Origin of the sequence: Litchfieldia stipae (assembly GCF_014837155.1) — a bacterium.
GTDB lineage: Bacteria > Bacillota > Bacilli > Bacillales > Bacillaceae_L > Litchfieldia.
The window spans coordinates 49467-67391 of record NZ_JACYHA010000016.1 but is presented as its reverse complement, the minus strand read 5'-3'; the positions used below and the strand labels follow the sequence as shown (position 1 = coordinate 67391).

Below are 17925 nucleotides of genomic sequence, written 5' to 3'. Positions count from 1 at the left end.
GAAGATGCAAACATTAAAGGACATGGCAAAAAGCAATATGAGACAATCAAGTATGATTATTGCTTTAGTATTTATTATGTTACTGTTCCAAATTTTAACGGAAGGAATTCTATTAAAACCATTAAATATTACAAATCTAATCTTGCAAAATAGTTATATCTTAATTTTAGCAATTGGGATGGTTCTTGTCATTATTACGGGACATATTGACCTCTCGGTGGGTTCGATTGCAGCCTTTGTAGGAGCGATTTCTGGGATTTTAATGGTTCAATATCAGGTACCAATGCTGCTTGCTGTGATTATCTGCTTAATTATCGGTGGGTTAATCGGTGCATGGCAAGGATTTTGGGTTGCTTATATCAAAATACCAGCTTTTATTGTTACCTTAGCTGGGATGCTACTGTTTAGAGGGTTAACTCTTGTTGTGTTAGAGGGGAAATCCATTGCCCCATACCCAACATCCTTTCAGAAAATTAGTTCAGGCTTTGTCCCTGATTTGTTTGGTGGAAGTACCTTTCATATTTTAACCATTGTCGTGTCTCTTGCTATTTCAGCGGTATATGTTCTGATGGAATGGAGAAATCGCAAAGCACAAATCCAATATCAATTTGATACAGCACCAATGGGAATATTTATCATCAAATTAGCGGTGATGGCCATTGTAATTAATGCATTTGGCTTTGTGCTTGCGCAATACGAAGGGATTCCCAATATCCTCGTGATCTTAGCCGTGTTGATTGTCCTCTATACGTTTATCATGAGAAAAACGATTATTGGTCGACATATTTACGCGATTGGTGGGAATGAAAAAGCTGCCCAGCTATCAGGGGTAAAAACAAAGAAAGTGACATTCCTTGTGTTTGTTAACATGGGCGTGTTATCAGCATTATCTGGTCTCGTCTTTGCTGCCCGTCTTAATGCAGCGACACCAAAAGCAGGGAACTTGTTTGAGCTCGATGCGATTGCAGCAAGCTTCATCGGTGGAGCGTCTGCCTACGGTGGAATTGGTACCGTGCCAGGAGCGATTATTGGTGGTCTCGTTATGGGGGTTATGAACAACGGAATGTCATTAGTTGGTTTAGGGATTGATTGGCAGCAAGCCATTAAAGGGTTAGTTCTGTTGGTGGCAGTTGCCTTTGATATTTATAATAAAAATAAGGCTTCTTAAAAAAGGCTGTATATGAAGGTCTCTTATCATTTTCTGGTAAGAGACCTTTTTTATTGGAAATTAATTTCCTTTTACTAGAATGGAAATTAATTGGAAGGGGAAGATAATTTTATAAATCATGAAGGGTTATATCATTAAAGCGTGATTAGCCTTAATTGTAAATAACCCGGAGAAATCAGGAGTCCAATCTATGTACAAACAACAGCTTAGAAAACGAACAAGACGTGATCGAGCATACATAAGTCTTTACGGTACCACAATCCTGCACTTAAGGAATCCATACGTTGTTGCATGGTGGTCAGCAGCGTTTCCAGGATTCGGCCATATTTTACTGTCAAAGCATTTACGGGGACTAGGATTATTTATCTGGGAAGTGGTTGTAAATTGCAATGCAAAAATTAATTTAGCCATGGTTCACACATTTAGTGGGGAGTTTGAGTTAGCCAAGGCGAGCCTAGATACAAGATGGATGCTTATGTATATACCTGTATACTTATTTGCCATTTGGGATAGTTATCGATCTGCAGTCGATTTAAACAAAGCCTTTGTATTGGCAAAAAGGGAGGATTCTGATTTTACTAGCTTTAGTATCGGTTCTATGGAATTGAATTACCTCGAAAAGAGGGTCCCATTAATGGCTTTTATGTGGTCTGTTTTTTTGCCAGGATTAGGACAATTATATCTTCACCGGATTGTAACTGGCTTCTTTTTGCTCGTGTGGTCTGTTGTATTTCTCTATTCTTCGCATGTGTTAGAGGCGATTCAGCTGTTATTTCTAGGTGATATTGATGGAGCAACTGCAGTTTTAGATATCCAGTGGTATTTATTTATTTTCTCGATTTATGGGTTTGTGATTTATCAGTCTTATGAAAATGCGGTCGAGAATAATAAATTATTTGACCATGAACAATCCAATTTCTTAAAGAAGAATTACCAATCACCTACATTTAAAGTATTTAAAGGGAAAGTGGTGCAGTAGATTCATGCAGTTTTTTTCAAGCTTTGAACATTCAACCCATTTAGAAATGGCCATTACAGCATTAGAGGAGAAAGGTATTAGCAGGGAGAATATCTTTGCTGTCCCATTAGAAAGCCGTCACAAAGCGCAAAAATATTTTGATACGATGCATTATGCGGATGGAGTCTCGTTTATTAACAAAGGAACTGGCTTTGCAACTGCCTTTTCAGTAATTGGAGCAAGTCGAGGCTTTGTCTTGAAGTGGGGACCGATATATTGGGGCCTAATTGGAGCCGTTACCGGTTTTATCTTAGGGATTCTAATTGATTTGTTAATGAAAAAAGTTCTCAAAAAAACAAAGCAAAAAAGGAATAATAATGGAACAGAAGTCATATTAATCATTGATTGTGATCGAAACCAGGAAAAAATGATCGAAGACATCCTCTGGCATCACCTTGCCCTTGGAGTCGCAAAAGTATTAAAACAACCCTCGGGACAAACAACGTCCCACTAACGGTGCCTGGCACCAGTAGTGGGACATTATTTGTCCCTGGCTAAATTTAAACAAACGTTTGTTTAAATTTTGTCAATGTTTTTTTGAGGAAAAGGGTAAAAATAATCATAATTATCTTGAAAATTGTTATTGTTCTGGTAAAATAGTAGTACGTATTACTATAAACTTACATACGAAAAGGCAAATCTATTGAAAGATAGAGACGCAAAGCTTCAGATCTAAGGTCTTTTGGACTATGATGGCTGGGTTGCCGAATACTACTATATGCAGTGTGTACTTTTGGGTGACCTTTTTTTGTAATGCAATCTTTAGGGTGCTTATTTAACGATAGTTAAGAGCAGTTTGAAGATTGGATGACTACGAAAATAGGTGACCTTTTTTTTCGGCTAAAAAAGGGGATTTTTTTGAGAAAAGGTGGGGTAGTTTGAATAAGGATATGATTTCAGAGTTGATGCACAAGGGTTTTGGGAAGGTGCCTGGGTTTGATGAACTAGAAAATGAAACAAATTGTTTTGTGAACACTTTATTAAAGTCTGAATTTCCATTTTTGCAAAAACCACTGCATAAGGAAACAGTGGGGTATACTGTTGACCAATATGCACATGCTTTTTCTGTCATCAGTGATCAAGTGATCATTGAAGCCATTCAAAATGAAGGACTTACATTCATCTCAGGTAAATTAGAATTCTCTTTATGCGAGTGCCAATCGGAAATGACGATCAAAATGAAGGCATTTTTTAAAGGGAATAACGGTGGCTGGATTATTAAATCTGCAACCACAGAAGCGGATGTATCTGTGTTAAATGATGAAGGAATTTCTGAATTAATTGAAGAAGAAAAAATCGAATTCTATTTAACCGTTCCAAATTTAAAAAATTAATAGATTACATGTATAAAAGAGAATAGATTGGTCATAATAGCTTACTAGAACGATAAAGTTGAAGGTTTAAAACAATTAACCAAAAAGGAGAGAGTGACCATGAACGTCGAATTACCAGAAATTCTCCCAGATCAGCTTGATGACTTTCTAGCGCTATTAATCACTATTCTTGCAGATAAATAATACAAGTTTTTGCTTATATACTCGCAGAGTGAATACACTCCGCGTCCGGCGGGGTGTCCGGTGAGCCTCCTCGTCACTGCGTTCCTGCGGGGTCTCACTTTTGGCCACGCATCCCGCAGGAGTCTCCGTGTATTCACTCTGCTAAAATTTAATAAACAGAGATAAATAAAAATTCGCTAATAGGTACGTTGACCAACAATCGGTCAGGGTACTTTTTTTTCGTCACTATTTACCATTTAAAAGTGTATCCCAAGTATACTATAATACCTAAGTTGCCTTGAAATTAATTATACTAAGATAATAATAATTCTTGTGAAAAACTGTTCATAAGTACGTGAACTATTTAACAATGTATTCTCTATAAATATAGTGAAATATTAACATAGCACGAAATTTAACCGTCCAAATGTTGTCAAAAACATGAATAAAAACGCAATAAATTCACATGGGACGTTATTTTGTCAAAAAATCTACACATTTCCGTCATATATTATCGCTGTTTTAAGTGTAATATAGATTTTGAGTTTAAACTGTAAAATATATCACTTAATCAAAGTCATGATTATGCTAGAATGTATATTTTGTTATTTACCATCATTTATTTTATGAACAGACAAAGAATTGATCTTAATTGCAGGGAGGAGCGACATTTACATGAAATCTTTTCGTTATATAATGTTTTCTGTTCTTTTATTACTTACTACAACTATGCTTTCTGGTTGTGAAAAGCTACTTATTTTTGATCCACAAGGTCCGGTGGCAAAGAGTCAGGCTGACCTGATTATCTTCTCGATTGTCTTTATGGCAATTGTTGTGCTTGTGGTATTTGTTTTATTCGGATATATCATTTGGAAATATCGTGCGACTGATAAAAACAAAGATTATGAGCCTCCACATGAGCATGGAAGCAAGCTTTTAGAAGCGCTTTGGATTGGAATTCCAATCGTCATTGTCGTTGCTCTTACGATTCCAACGGTTATTACAACATATAAGCTTGAGGAAATTCCTGAGGACTACAAGGATGTTGAGCCAATCACCATTCACGTAACATCAGCTGATTGGAAGTGGATCTTTAGTTATCCAGAACAGAATATCGAAACAGTGAATTATTTTAACATTCCTGCCGGTACACCTGTTCAATTTAAAATGACTTCTACAGGAACAATGCAATCATTCTGGGTACCAGCGCTTGGTGGACAAAAGTACACAATGGCGAACATGGAAACTGAATTATTTCTTTTAGCAGACAAACCAGGATCGTATCTTGGTCGTAATACAAGCTTTAACGGTGAAGGTTATGCACATATGGAATTTGAAGTATTTGCACAAACTCAGGAAGATTTTGATGAGTGGGTAAGTGAAGTGCGAGCAACAGCTTCTGACCTTACTGAAGAGGAATATAACAAGATTATTGAGCCAGGACTTGTTGGTCGTATGACATTTAATGGCACACATTTAGATTGGATTGATCATTCGAAATCAGAGTACCACAATCATGGTGGTGACGATCACGAAGATCATGAGATGGATCATGACGAAGACCATGAGGATCATGGTTCACATTAAGGTAGGAGGGGAAACAGTATGACAGTACTAGGAGCAGGCGCAACAGGTTCACACCAGTTCTTTGTAACCGGTGATCCACTAATCCTAGCTTCTCAGATTGCAATCGGACTAACGATTCTTGGAATCATTGGTGGATTAACATTCTTTAAGAAGTGGAAATGGTTATGGACTGAATGGCTAACAACTGTTGATCATAAACGAATTGGTATTTTATATATCCTTTCAGGGGTATTAATGTTCTTCCGTGGTGGAGTAGACGGTCTGATGATGAGACTGCAAACATCAAAGCCTGAAATGGAATTTTTAAGCTCACAGCATTACAATGAGGTATTTACGACGCACGGAGTTATCATGATTTTATTCGCGGCAATGCCGTTATTAATCGGTATTATGAACGTCGTATTACCGCTTCAGCTTGGCGCACGTGACGTTGCGTTCCCATGGCTGAATGCACTAAGCTTCTGGTTATTCTTCGTTGGTGCGATGTTATTTAACATCTCATTTGTTATCGGTGGATCTCCAGATGCTGGATGGACATCCTACTTCCCACTCGCAGGGAAAGAGTTCACACCAGGTATCGGAAATAACTATTACGCAATTGCGCTTCAAATTGCCGGTATCGGTACATTGGCGACAGGGATTAACTTCATCGTCACTGTGTTAAAAATGAGAGCACCTGGCATGACATTGATGAAAATGCCAATGTTTGCTTGGACATCATTCATTACATCTGTCATTATCGTTGCAGCATTCCCAATCTTCACTGTTGCATTAGCACTAATGACAATGGATCGTATGTTTGGTACTCATTTCTTCACCGTTGCAGCTGGTGGGGAGCCAATGCTTTGGTTGAACCTCTTCTGGTTATGGGGACATCCTGAAGTATATATCGTTATTTTACCTGCGTTTGGTATGTTCTCAGAGGTTATCTCAACATACTCACGTAAAAATCTGTACGGATATTCAACAATGGTTTGGTCGATTGTTACAATCGCATTCCTATCTATGATTGTATGGGTTCACCATTTCTATACAATGGGTTCAGGACCAGCGGTTAACTCGTTCTTCTCTATTACAACGATGTTGATTGCCGTACCGACCGGGGTCAAAATCTTTAACTGGTTGTTTACGATGCGCAAAGGTCGAATTAAATTTACGACATCGATGCTATGGGCATTAGCATTCATCCCATGTTTCACAATTGGTGGGGTAACAGGGGTTATGCTAGCAATGGCTGCAGCCGATTATCAGTATCACAACACAATGTTCTTAGTGGCGCATTTCCACTACGTGTTAATTCCAGGGGTAGTCTTTGCGGTATTTGCAGGTCTTTACTACTGGTGGCCAAAAATGTTCGGATTCAAGCTTAATGAAAAAATCGGTAAATGGCATTTCTGGTTATTCGTTGTTGGATTCAATATCACATTCATGCCAATGTTCTTTGTTGGATTAGACGGAATGTCACGTCGTATGTACACATACTCTGAAGGTTTAGGTTGGGGCGGACCATTAATGCTTTCATTTGTTGGTTCACTGATCCTAGCAGCAGGTTTCGCGGCGTTAGTATACAACATTTACTGGAGCTTCCGTTACGCACCACGTGGAGTAGACCATGATCCATGGGATGCTCGTACACTTGAGTGGGCAACTGCATCACCAGTTCAAGCATATAACTTTGCAAAAATTCCAGAAGTTACATCAAGTGAAGCATTCTGGGATATGAAACAAGAAGGCAAACATACACTTAAGGCTAGTGAAATCGAAAAGATTCACTTACCAAGTAACTCAGGAGTTCCGTTCCTGTTAAGTGTTGCCTTTGGAATTGTCGGCTTCTTCCTAGTATTCGAATGGTTTATTCCAGCAGCAATTGCAGCCGTACTTATTATTGTTGGCCTAATTGCACGCTCGTTTGACTATGATGAAGGCTTCTATGTAAGTGTGGATGAAATCACTAAAACCGAGAAAAAATGGAGAGGTGATTTATAATGGCTGGAAAAGTGGATACGTCTTTACCACTTGAATATCAAAAACAGCAGGACCAAATGAATATCCTAGGCTTCTGGGTATTCCTTGGCGCTGAAATCGTCCTATTTGCCACCCTGTTCGCTACTTACTTTATTTTAGTAGACCGAACAGCTGGTGGCCCATCTGGGGCAGATCTATTCCATGTAAAAGAATTAATGATCAATACATTTCTTCTTTTAACAAGTAGTTTCACAGCAGGCCTTGCGATTCGTGAAATGCGTAATCATAACCTGAAAGGACTTCTAATATGGTTCGTGATCACTTTAATTCTTGGTCTTGGCTTCCTTGGAGTCGAAATTTATGAGTTTAATGTATTCGTTCATGAAGGTGCTGCGATTGGCACAAGTGCCTTTACATCAGCTTTATTTACCCTTCTTGGAACTCACGGAGCTCACGTATCTCTAGGGATAGGTTGGGGAATTTTAATTATTCTTCAACTTCTAAAAAGAGGGTTAACACCTACAACTGCTCGTAAAACATTTATTTTCAGTCTTTACTGGCATTTCTTAGACGTTGTATGGATTTTCATCTTCACATTCGTCTACTTGAAAGGGATGGTGATGTAATATGAAGAAGCATGACACAGGCTTTCCATATCGTCATGTAGCTGGATATTTACTATCACTCATCATGACTTTGTTAGCACTTATCATTGCTCTTAAGACCGATTTCTCTGGCACAACGAAAATGTACATTGCTGGTACACTTGCCTTCTTCCAGGCTGGACTTCAATTAACGATGTTCATGCACGTGAATGAGGGTGCAGAGGGTAAAATTAACTTGGTCAACATGGCATACAGTATTTTTCTTGCAGCAGTCATTGTGATCGGAAGTATTTGGGTCCTAACTTCAGGGCATGCCGTAGGGTAAATAAAAAGAGCCTCCTACTAAAGGGAGGCTCGTAAAATGAAGACTATTGTGAGTGAATTTACTTGCAATAGTTTTTTTATTTTGGTTAAAAAATAATATTAAAGAGTGTAACCTTAATTCAGACTTGTGATCAAACTTCTCCTTTTGCTTTGTCAGCAATTTCTTCAATCAAGCAAAGAAATAAACCGAAGCCGAAGAATACCATTGATGCATAAATGATGCCTCCACCTAAAAGAGGAACAAATGCCGCAGGATTGAATCCGCTTACAACTAGGCCGATCAACATAGAAATGAGTCCAACTGAAATACCAACTGTAGAAATCTTACGTACCGTTTTCATCTTCTTTGAGTTTACTCCAACCATCGTTATCAACTCCTTATACTAAATATTCTATACTTTGTCACAAAATTGTCAATCTTTTTTACTATTTTATTCACATTTAAAAATTTTAGTGCTCTTTTTTGAAAATAATTGTTGATTTTTATTGAAATGTATGAATTTATTCTGGTTATGAAGGGGGATGAGGGAAACCGACGGAATGGGGCCAGAGTCTGACGAAGCGGAGTGGAAAAAAGCCTGAAAACATGGCGATAATCCGACGAAAAGAGTCCAGAATCCAACGAAAGCTCACCACAATTCAACGAAAAAGGGGAAGAATTCGACGAAGTAGAAAAAAAGCCCAAACACATGGCGATAATCCGACGAAAAGAGTCCAGAATCCAACGAAAGCTCACCACAATTCAACGAAAAAGGGGAAGAATTCGACGAAGTAGAAAAAAAGCCCAAACACATGGCAAGAATCCGACGAAAAGAGATCAGAATCCAACGAAAGCTCACCACAATTCAACGAAAAAGAGGAAGAATTCGACGAAAACTCATCACAATCCGATGAAGCAGAAAAAAGCTAGAATGCATTTCAATCATCACTAAAAGTGAAATTCTCCTCTCATCAAAAAAAGCAGCAAGCCCCCAAAAAAGGGGGAACATGCTGCTCGCTTTCTATCAAATCAACCAGTATTGCGCAATCCAGCGGCAATCCCATTGATTGTCAGTAATACTTCGGTAATCAGTTCGTCACTTGGCTCTTCTTCCTCACGAAGGGAACGAATAAGCTCTACCTGTAGATAATTCAGTGGATCAACGTATGGATTACGTCGACGGACTGATTCTTGGATATTAGGATTACTTTCTAACAATTCATCATCATTACTAATTTGAAGAAGAATATTCTTCGTACGATCATATTCTTCTACGATGTCTCCAAAGATACGTGCAGCAATCGTTTGGTCTTCAACTAGCTCTGTATATTCCTTTGCTGCCATAATATCAGCTTTCATCAAGGCCATTTGTAAATTATCAATCGTTGATTTGAAGAATGGCCATTTTTTATACATTTCTTGAAGCATGCTTAGATTTGCCGCACTCTTAGTAGCGAAGCTAGAAAGTCCAGTCCCGGCTGCATACCAAGCAGGGAAGAGCTGGCGACTTTGTGTCCAAGCAAATACCCATGGAATGGCACGTAAATCTTCAAAGCGACTGCTATTTTTTCGACTCATCGGTCTTGAACCAATATTTAACGCTCCAAGCTCTAATAGTGGAGTCGCTTGATTGAAATAGGTTAAGAAGTCAGGATCATTGAATACCAATGACTGATATTTCACAAGAGCCGCATCAGATATTTCATCCATTGCTTTCTCCCATGCTTCTTCACGAGCATAAATGGAATCTGCATCATCTGAAATATGAGCTGCTGCTTTAAGTAAGGTAGCTGCTGCTTGCTCTAAGCTTCGATGAGCAATTTCGGTCACTAAGTATCGTGAAGAAAGTACTTCACCTTGCTCTGTAATCTTCACGCCATCTCCCAGTGTTTCTCTTGGTTGAGATAGGATGCTGCGATTTAATGGACCGCCGCCACGACCGAGAGAACCACCACGTCCATGGAAGAATTTCAGACGAATGTTGTATTTCCGAGCCATATCATGAATTTCCTTTTGGGCCATGAACAGCTTCCAGTTCGCAGTTAATGTTCCGCCATCCTTACTTCCGTCAGAGTAGCCGAGCATGATTTCTTGTTGATCACCTAGGATTTCAATATGACGACGATAGAAATCCATTTGGAACAGAGTTTCCATGATCTTCGGTCCAGCAACTAAATCATCTACCGTTTCAAGTAGGGGAGCGATATTTAAATGACTTTCAACTCGACCATCTGCATGTAAGCGATAGATGCCAAACTCTTTGGCTAACACTAGCACTTCAAGTAAATCACTTGCAGATTGCGTCATACTGATTAAGTAGACTTCGATCGAACGCTTGCCAAATTCCTTATGTGCTTCCTTGATCATTTTGAAGACCTTAAGGGTTTCTTGTGTTTCCTTTGTATAGTCCTCATCAGTCAGTAGAAATGGTCTTGGGTCCTTTAATGATTTCTCAAGTAAAGCTAATTTCTCTGACTCTGATAATTGTGAGTAGTTATCGACGAAATTAACCTTTTTGAAAATCTCAGCCACTGCAGCTTCATGCTCACCACTATGATTTCTTATATCTAGTGTTGCTAAATGGAAGCCAAATAGCTGTACTTGGCGAATGAGTTTGTTTAATTCCTTTAACTCACGTTTTGAAGGCTGATGCTTTTTCACGCTTTGTTTGATAAGGACTAAATCATTAAGTAGTTCGTCTGATGTTGAATAGCCGTGTTCACTTTGACCGATTTGTTGTAATCGATTAATGATTATTGCAAACTTACGTCGATAGATTTCGTTATCAACACTCCAAATTTTATCAGCGGGAAGGGTAGCTTCGCCCTCTAAGACAGATTCCACAAGCTCATTAGTAACTTCTACTCGAGTGGTGGAGTAGCTGAATTTCTTCATCATTGAAATGAGCGATTGCTCATATTTCGTTAATACTAATTTTCGTTGAGCATTTAACGTCTGCCAAGTCACCTCAGGCGTGACATTTGGATTCCCATCTCGGTCTCCACCAATCCATGAACCGAAACGAAGGAAATTCGGAACGTCCCATGTGTGATCAGAGAATTTTTCTTTTAGAGAATCCTCTAATTCCTGATGGATGTCTGGTAGAACATCAAATAACGTCTCATCAAAATAATAAAGTCCATTCATAACTTCATCCATGACTGTTGGCTTTCGATATCGCAACTCGTCAGTTTGCCATAAAACGGTGACTTCGTGCACTAACTGCTCCTCTAACGTTAAACGCTCCTTTTTCGTGAGCATTTGGTTATCGAATTGTTGAAGGATTAAGGCAATTCGTTTCTGAATTTCAAGTACTGTGCGTTTCGTTGATTCAGTAGGATGAGCAGTAATGATCAATTCTAATGACAGTGAATCAAGCACCTCTTTGATCGATTTCTCTGACACTTGGTGTTCTTTTAACGAAATGACTGCACCTTCTAGCGAAAGGGGTTGATAACCGCTTTCAGATTGAATCTGATATTCTCTTCTTCTGCGAATTCGATGGTTTTGTTCAGCGATATTTACTAAATGGAAATACACTGAGAACGCACGAATCACATGTTGACGGAGAGGAGGCTTAAGACCTCGGATTTCTGATTTTAGCTCATTATAGGTGTTAGAATTAAATTCTGTTCTCAAATCCTTTGTCATCTTACGAATTCGTTCCACAATGTCCACTAATTCAACCCCACCATGATATTCTAGGACCTCACCAAGAATATTTCCTAGCATCTTCACATCACGGCGAAGTGGAGAGTTTGTTACATTTGCTTTGATTTCAGCTGTCATAATGATGATCACCTTCTTTTATTGGAATAAGAGTAACTATATTTAGTATTTTTTAAAATTTCTAACTTTTCTTTTGGTAGATTTTCTTACAATCACTTATAGAATAATAGGTTTATTGAAATAAAACTTAGATATACAGAGGAGAAAATAAGGAATGACTCCGAGGCTACACTTAAATAAATCTACCTTGATGTTTAATTATATAATAATGTCTACTATTCGGCAAATATTCTTGCAAATGAAACTGTTCTGACACCACGGGTGTTCCATGACAAAAGGGTAAAAAAAGAATCTACTTATCAAGTGAAGTAGATCCATTCTTTTGCATGTTATTTCTGATGCATATGTTTATCTTCGAGACGCTTTTCAATACGATCGATTTCAGCTTTGTCTTTTAGCAAGCTTTCTTTATTCTCAAGGATAAGGGTTTTTAATGATTTCTTTGTTTGCATTCTTTTTAACATATTGGTTTCCTACTTTCATTTCAGATTTAAGATTGATTGAGCATTCAATCGGTGTAGCAAAAAAAGTTGTATAAACACGGTGACTATATAACTAAGGTCGTAGAGAATCTCCATTCTTGCTGTGTCCCAAGAACTTGTGATTACAAGAATCCTAGTATTGAATTGTTTATTTTCGGAAAGTTTAGATAATTGAAATGTTCCCGAAAAATGGCTTTTCTCCTCATTGGAAAAAGGCCATGTAATTGACAACAAAACCTTTTACTCAAGTGAGGGTAAAGGTCTTGCTAACAACAGATATGTTGCCAACAAAGCCGAGGGCAATGTACCCCGTGATGACGACTTTGCTGTAAAAGCTACTCCCCTTTAGGAGACTCATAATTATACTTCCTTGCATAGTATATAAAGTTAAAAATATTTTGTCAATTAAGAAGAAAAAGAGGACCAGTACTAGATAAATGCTGTAGAACTGGCTTTTTTCCTATGTTTTAAGTATAAATGAAAACGATTTCAATAGCTATGTTAAATTATTGTAAATTGTTACAATGTTGTGAACATGAGGGGAAATCATTTCTTTGTTTTGTACCAGATTACTGCTTTTTGCTCAAGGTCTTTTACGAACTGATCTTTTCCATTGATGTAAGCTTCCATATTTGTTGGGTGTAAATGGGCAAGTTGTTGTTTCAAGTCGCCGTATTCTTTTGCTTTTAGAGGATGAGTTCGTAAATAATCTCGAACCGCTAAATGGCGGACAATGTCATCCTGACTTGTTTGGTCAAAGACATGAATATGATGGGTTCTGTTGTCCTTTCCTTTTCGGAAATAACGTCTTCGATGTATCCCGTATTCGCCCATTGGTTCATAGCCTAATGTAATCATTTCATCATTAAATTGATCGACCAACTGTATGTCCTTCACGACAGGGAGAATATCGATGATTGGTTTGGCCTTTAGACCTGGAACAGAAGTGCTTCCGAAATGATGAATGTCAAGAAGTTCATCATTAAAGACACGACGAAGATGTCGTGCCTCTGTTTCAAACATATCAATCCACTGCGGCTGGTATTCAGTGACAATTACATTTCTCACTTATTTTCCTCCTTATTAACCTTCCGTATCAATCCCAATAGCAGAAGGTCCATTTAAAAATAAGTCGATTTCACGTTGGTTCATTTCTTTATCAATTTCAAGAACAGCCCCGGCATGTGGATAGGAGGCATCAATAAATGATCCATCAACAGGGATGCGAAGTGATTCAATCGTATTCGGTGGATGAAGAATAAAGTCCTTAAGAAGACCCATTATTTCCATCGTTTCAAGATTTGTTTCGACATATGGCTGGACAGTTCCAACGAGTCGCGGCAGCTTTGTTACTCCATTGAGGCTGATGACCTCATCCTTTAAGGCATTGATGACTTCCTGTTGGCGTCTAACTCGTCCAAAATCGCCTTCTGCATCCTGTCTGAATCTTGCGTAGCCTAATAACTCCTTACCATTTAAATGCTGAAGTCCAGGCTGTAAAGAAACACCAATTTGCTTTGACATGGCCTTTTCAACATCAATTTCAATTCCATTTGGTGCAAGCGCATCAACTGCTTTTTCAAAACCGGTGAAATCAATGATGGCGTAGTAATGGAGATCAATATCAAAATTTAGCTTAAGAGTTTGTCTTAGTAATTCGGCACCACCAAGGAAGTAGGCGGTATTGATTTTATAGCTTCGGTGATCGGGAATATCTACATAAATATCACGCATTATTGAGATTAGTTTTGCTGTTTCTTCTTTTGGATCATATTGGGCGATCATGATCGTATCCGTACGAGATTGTTCTTCACCACGAGCATCAATGCCAAGTAGTAAAACATTCACTTTTCCAAGATTATTTTCAATTTCTGCCCCATTAAATTCATTTAACTCGTTTTTACTGGATTCATTCGTCTGAGTATGATTCATCGAAGAGTTTAGGCCGTCCTGATATTGAAGATAGCCATAAGCAATTATGCCTAGAATGATGATTAAACAAACAACTAAGAAAGTCCTCAATCTTTTTTTTGTTTTTCGCTTCATACAGTCCTCCGTTCTAGAATGTTCCTTGATTAAAATATATCATTCTTTGAATCTATTTTACATTCAAATTTTTTCGAATAAGTATAAGGCTTTGGATAGAGTATTCTATGTATTATAGGACAGAGGTCATTTTTTGTCTTTTTCTTTGTGTAACATCGAAATCCCTTTTAAAATATGTTCCTTCACCTTTTCCTGGTTGCTGGTATTTAAGTTGATTGTTTTTGGCTTAAAAATGTCGTCAGTAAGAAGCGTCATGGCTCCTTCCTCATGCCGATAGGTCACCGTATTTTCAACCGACCCATCCATATGAAATAGGGTTGTTCGTAAGTATTGATTCTTCTCATCATACACATCCATAATGGCTTTCACGATCAGTGATTTTGTTTTCTCATCATATTTAGTGATTGCATTTACCTTAATAATTTCATTTTTATCGGTTTGATCAATATAAACCAAGACATTCTCACCAGTGATAGTACAAGCTGATAAAATGGGAATAAATAAGATGAGAAAACAAATGAGGACAAATCGAGTGTTCATATGGTTCCTCCTGTGTGATTAATAAAATGATGCAAATAAGCAGCAGTTTTTAAGTTGGTTATATCTAAAATTATTATTAGCAAAAAGTCGATTTTCTATGTTTAAATATAGGTATGGATTTGAGAGGGGATAAGTTGTGGAGCGTTTTACAATTGGCGTTGATTTAGGGGGCACGAATTTAAGGGTCGGGCTTGTCGATCACATGGGGAATATACATAATGAATTAAACATAGGAACTGAGGCTCACAAAGGGCCAGATTATGTGATAAAAAATATGATTGAACTAATTAAAGAAGTAAAAGGGGAAAAATCAGTCTTTGCAGTTGGTGTAGGTGCACCTGGTCCACTTGATACAAAGAAGGGAGTCATCCTCGATCCACCATATTTACCTGGATGGTATGGCATTCCCTTTGTTCATACCCTAGAACAGGAAACGGGCTTAAAGGTCATCCTTGATAATGATGCAAATGCAGCAGCTTTAGCTGAGTCACTGTTTGGTGCAGGACAGGGGTATGAGAGCAGCTATTACATCACCGTTTCAACAGGTGTTGGAGGGGCTTTTGTGTTTAATGGAAAAGTGTTTCAAGGTGCGCAAGGATACGCGGGTGAGATTGGTAATATGGTAATCAATCCAAATGGGGAAAAGCATTCATCTCTCAATCGTGGAGCACTTGAAGGAATTGCCAGTGGGACTGCGATTGCAAGAGCAGGGGAGCAACGATTAGGGCTAATGGGCGGTACGGAGGAAGTGTTCCACGCAGCACTTAAGGGAAATGATGAAGCCACAAAGATCATTGATGAAGCAATCACCGCACTTTCCATTGGGATTGCGAATCTTGCTCATGCGATCAATCCAGCCATCTTCATTCTTGGTGGGGGAGTGCTGAAATCGGAACAGCAGCTCTTGAACCCATTACGATTAAAAGTAAAGGAATACTTATATCCAGAGCTGCAGCAAACGATTGAAATTGTGCCTGCCAATTTAGGCACAAAAGCTGGAGTCATCGGGGCAGCCTTCTTACCTTATTAATAAAAAAATGGGACAAAAAACGTCCCACTGAGGGTGCGGGAGGCATCGCGGCGGGACAAAACTATTCCCACTTGCGGTGCCTGGCACCTGTATTAAATAGGAAGAGTGACGGTAATCGTTGTCCCTTTTCCAGGTTCAGATTCGATGTAAGCATCACCCTGAACACCGCGAGCACGTTCTTCGATGCTAAATAATCCTACGCCTTTACTACTTCTGTCACGAGTAAATCCTTTTCCTTGATCATGGATCATGATTTCAATCTGATTGTCCTGTTCAATCAGGTTCACTGTAGCTTCAGATACATCAGCATATTTCCCAATATTCGTGAGTGCTTCTTGGATCACGCGATAAATCACTGTTTCCTTATGAACATCCAAGCGCTTCCGGAGATTTGTCTCAAATTGAACACGGATGCCATAATGCTGGGCATAGTTATCAATATATTTTCGAATCGCAGGAACAACTCCGAGATCATCAAGAACAGAAGGACGCATTTCCCAAGCAAGTCCACGAACCTCTTCAATCACATAGACTACTTCTTGGCGAAGCTGCTCTAGGTCTGAGGTATCACCTTCAGCTTCATTCATGCGGCGATCCATTTGAATCAGCAATGAGAAGAGACTTTGACCAATTCCATCATGGAGCTCACGAGAAAATCGTTTTCGTTCCTCTTCTTGAATGACCATAACCTTATTCATCATCTGCTTTAATTCTTCTTCGACCTGCTTCAGCTTCGTGACCTCACTACGAACAGCTAAATATTGATAAGGCTGTCCTTGTTCATCTAAGAAGGGAACAATCGTTGTATTCACCCAATAAAACGTGCCGTCCTTTGCACGGTTTTTAATCTCACCACGCCAGACCTCACCTTTTTTAATCGTTGTCCACAAATCCCTCATGAACTCTTTGGAGTGATGACCAGAATTAATAATTCGATGATCTTGTCCAATTAATTCATCATAGCTATACTTTGAGATTTCACAAAACTTGTGGTTCACATACTGGATCTTCCCTTTTTTATCCGTCACAGCGACAATTGAGGATTCATCTAAGGCAAACTTTAGGTCTGTTAGATGCTCAAGCGAATGCTTTAATTCAGTTCGAAATTCAGAATCCTCGATTTGGTGATCAAGAGTAGAAAGAAGCTCAATCACATTCGGTCCGACATTATTAGTTAGCTGCTTTAATCTTTCAAGTTTATTCAAAGTGAAGCAATCCTTTCTTCATTGCATATTTCACTAACTCTGGTCGAGACTTGATTCCTAGTTTCTCCATTAAATTACTTTTATGTGATTCCACCGTTTTTACACTGATAATTAAATTTTGAGCGATTTCCTTGTTCGAATAGCCTTTTGCAATCCATTCAAGGATTTCTTTTTCACGGTCAGATAATAAATCAAACGTACTGGAGGATTCTCCATTTTTCATTCGATCGATGTATTCACTCATTAATTTCCTTGTCGCATTTGGATTTAAATACGCATTGCCAGTTGCAACCGAGGTAATCGCTGAGATGAGTTCTTCGTGTGGAGCACTTTTTAAAATATAGCCAGAAGCACCAGCATGAATGGCACGGAATAAATACTCTTCATCATCATGCATCGTTAAAATTAAGATCGCGATATCTGGCATAAGCTCTTTTAACTCTTTTGTTGCAGTTAATCCGTCCTTGCCATGAGGCATACTTAAGTCCATTAAGATTACATCTGGCTTAAGTTCGGCCGCTTTTTGAATCGCTTCATCTCCGTCCGCTGCTTCACCGATGACTTCCATCTCGTTCTTTCCATTTAATAGCATCATTAGCCCAGATCGTACAACAACGTGATCATCGACAACGATAAGCTTTATCATGATTTCACTCCCTCAAGACGGCATCCCACCTGGGTGTGATATTC

General features: G+C 38.7%; 17 protein-coding genes and 1 riboswitch. Of the genes, 9 read left to right on the top strand and 8 right to left on the bottom strand.

Annotated elements, in window-relative coordinates; translation table 11 throughout:
* Positions 1-4: 4 nt before the first annotated feature.
* The 8 genes from mmsB (at position 5) to qoxD (ending at position 8164) form a co-directional block, all read left to right on the top strand.
* Positions 5-1168, top strand: coding sequence for a multiple monosaccharide ABC transporter permease (mmsB, locus tag F7888_RS16820; RefSeq protein WP_191781443.1), 1164 nt, complete (start codon positions 5-7; stop codon positions 1166-1168).
* A gap of 190 nt (positions 1169-1358) precedes the next feature.
* Positions 1359-2147 (top strand): hypothetical protein, encoded by a 789-nt coding sequence (locus tag F7888_RS16815; protein WP_191781441.1) that lies wholly within the window; start codon positions 1359-1361, stop codon positions 2145-2147.
* A gap of 4 nt (positions 2148-2151) precedes the next feature.
* Positions 2152-2640, top strand: a complete 489-nt coding sequence (locus F7888_RS16810) for a hypothetical protein (RefSeq protein ID WP_191781439.1) — start codon at positions 2152-2154, stop codon at positions 2638-2640.
* 169 nt (positions 2641-2809) lie between these two features.
* Positions 2810-2895: riboswitch (cyclic di-GMP riboswitch) on the top strand.
* Positions 2896-3064: 169 nt separating this feature from the next.
* On the top strand, positions 3065-3520 hold the full coding sequence (locus F7888_RS16805) for a hypothetical protein (protein WP_191781437.1): 456 nt from the start codon (positions 3065-3067) through the stop codon (positions 3518-3520).
* A gap of 837 nt (positions 3521-4357) precedes the next feature.
* A complete protein-coding gene (gene qoxA / locus F7888_RS16800; protein ID WP_191781435.1) occupies positions 4358-5269 on the top strand; it encodes a cytochrome aa3 quinol oxidase subunit II in 912 nt (303 codons plus the stop codon).
* 18 nt (positions 5270-5287) lie between these two features.
* Positions 5288-7255 carry a cytochrome aa3 quinol oxidase subunit I gene (gene qoxB, locus F7888_RS16795; RefSeq protein ID WP_191781433.1) on the top strand — a complete coding sequence of 656 codons (1968 nt, stop codon included), beginning with the start codon at positions 5288-5290 and terminating at the stop codon, positions 7253-7255.
* Entirely contained in the window at positions 7255-7860 is a 606-nt protein-coding gene (gene qoxC, locus F7888_RS16790) for a cytochrome aa3 quinol oxidase subunit III (RefSeq protein ID WP_191781431.1), read from the top strand. The genes qoxB and qoxC overlap by 1 nt, the downstream gene beginning before the upstream one ends.
* A gap of 1 nt (position 7861) precedes the next feature.
* Positions 7862-8164 (top strand): cytochrome aa3 quinol oxidase subunit IV, encoded by a 303-nt coding sequence (gene qoxD / locus F7888_RS16785; RefSeq protein ID WP_191781429.1) that lies wholly within the window; start codon positions 7862-7864, stop codon positions 8162-8164.
* 130 nt (positions 8165-8294) lie between these two features.
* Here the strand turns inward: qoxD and F7888_RS16780 are convergent, their stop codons facing one another.
* The 6 genes from F7888_RS16780 to F7888_RS16755 form a co-directional block, all read right to left on the bottom strand.
* Positions 8295-8528, bottom strand: coding sequence for an MFS transporter (locus F7888_RS16780; protein WP_191781427.1), 234 nt, complete (start codon positions 8526-8528; stop codon positions 8295-8297).
* 644 nt (positions 8529-9172) lie between these two features.
* Entirely contained in the window at positions 9173-11932 is a 2760-nt protein-coding gene (gene ppc / locus F7888_RS16775) for a phosphoenolpyruvate carboxylase (protein WP_191781425.1), read from the bottom strand.
* A 329-nt stretch (positions 11933-12261) separates the two neighbouring features.
* The gene (locus tag F7888_RS16770) at positions 12262-12396 is read right to left on the bottom strand and encodes an FbpB family small basic protein (protein ID WP_191781423.1); all 135 of its coding nucleotides are present in this window, start codon (positions 12394-12396) and stop codon (positions 12262-12264) included.
* 564 nt (positions 12397-12960) lie between these two features.
* Positions 12961-13482 carry a GrpB family protein gene (locus F7888_RS16765; RefSeq protein ID WP_191781421.1) on the bottom strand — a complete coding sequence of 174 codons (522 nt, stop codon included), beginning with the start codon at positions 13480-13482 and terminating at the stop codon, positions 12961-12963.
* 15 nt (positions 13483-13497) lie between these two features.
* A complete protein-coding gene (locus F7888_RS16760; RefSeq protein WP_191781419.1) occupies positions 13498-14460 on the bottom strand; it encodes an LCP family protein in 963 nt (320 codons plus the stop codon).
* A 126-nt stretch (positions 14461-14586) separates the two neighbouring features.
* Positions 14587-15000: a hypothetical protein gene (locus tag F7888_RS16755; protein ID WP_191781417.1), complete on the bottom strand. Its 414-nt coding sequence runs from the start codon at positions 14998-15000 to the stop codon at positions 14587-14589.
* Between the two features lie 136 nt (positions 15001-15136).
* Here F7888_RS16755 and F7888_RS16750 point away from each other — a divergent pair, with 136 nt between their 5' ends.
* A complete protein-coding gene (locus F7888_RS16750; protein WP_318246315.1) occupies positions 15137-16030 on the top strand; it encodes an ROK family protein in 894 nt (297 codons plus the stop codon).
* A gap of 92 nt (positions 16031-16122) precedes the next feature.
* On the opposite strand, the gene F7888_RS16745 is transcribed toward F7888_RS16750, so the two are convergent.
* Both F7888_RS16745 and F7888_RS16740 read right to left on the bottom strand, forming a co-directional pair.
* Positions 16123-17235, bottom strand: coding sequence for a PAS domain-containing sensor histidine kinase (locus F7888_RS16745; RefSeq protein WP_191781415.1), 1113 nt, complete (start codon positions 17233-17235; stop codon positions 16123-16125).
* Positions 17228-17881 carry a response regulator transcription factor gene (locus F7888_RS16740; protein ID WP_191781414.1) on the bottom strand — a complete coding sequence of 218 codons (654 nt, stop codon included), beginning with the start codon at positions 17879-17881 and terminating at the stop codon, positions 17228-17230. Before F7888_RS16740 ends, F7888_RS16745 begins: the two co-directional genes overlap by 8 nt.
* Between the last annotated feature and the right edge of the window lie 44 nt (positions 17882-17925).

Coding starts and splice junctions, on each gene's coding strand:
- F7888_RS16810 (WP_191781439.1), top strand. CDS start 2,152: ATGCAGTTTTTTTCAAGCTTTGAACATTCAACCCATTTAGAAATGGCC.
- F7888_RS16815 (WP_191781441.1), top strand. CDS start 1,359: ATGTACAAACAACAGCTTAGAAAACGAACAAGACGTGATCGAGCATAC.
- mmsB (WP_191781443.1), top strand. CDS start 5: ATGCAAACATTAAAGGACATGGCAAAAAGCAATATGAGACAATCAAGT.
- F7888_RS16740 (WP_191781414.1), bottom strand. CDS start 17,881: ATGATAAAGCTTATCGTTGTCGATGATCACGTTGTTGTACGATCTGGG.
- qoxB (WP_191781433.1), top strand. CDS start 5,288: ATGACAGTACTAGGAGCAGGCGCAACAGGTTCACACCAGTTCTTTGTA.
- qoxC (WP_191781431.1), top strand. CDS start 7,255: ATGGCTGGAAAAGTGGATACGTCTTTACCACTTGAATATCAAAAACAG.
- F7888_RS16770 (WP_191781423.1), bottom strand. CDS start 12,396: ATGTTAAAAAGAATGCAAACAAAGAAATCATTAAAAACCCTTATCCTT.
- ppc (WP_191781425.1), bottom strand. CDS start 11,932: ATGACAGCTGAAATCAAAGCAAATGTAACAAACTCTCCACTTCGCCGT.
- qoxD (WP_191781429.1), top strand. CDS start 7,862: ATGAAGAAGCATGACACAGGCTTTCCATATCGTCATGTAGCTGGATAT.
- F7888_RS16760 (WP_191781419.1), bottom strand. CDS start 14,460: ATGAAGCGAAAAACAAAAAAAAGATTGAGGACTTTCTTAGTTGTTTGT.
- F7888_RS16755 (WP_191781417.1), bottom strand. CDS start 15,000: ATGAACACTCGATTTGTCCTCATTTGTTTTCTCATCTTATTTATTCCC.
- F7888_RS16780 (WP_191781427.1), bottom strand. CDS start 8,528: ATGGTTGGAGTAAACTCAAAGAAGATGAAAACGGTACGTAAGATTTCT.
- qoxA (WP_191781435.1), top strand. CDS start 4,358: ATGAAATCTTTTCGTTATATAATGTTTTCTGTTCTTTTATTACTTACT.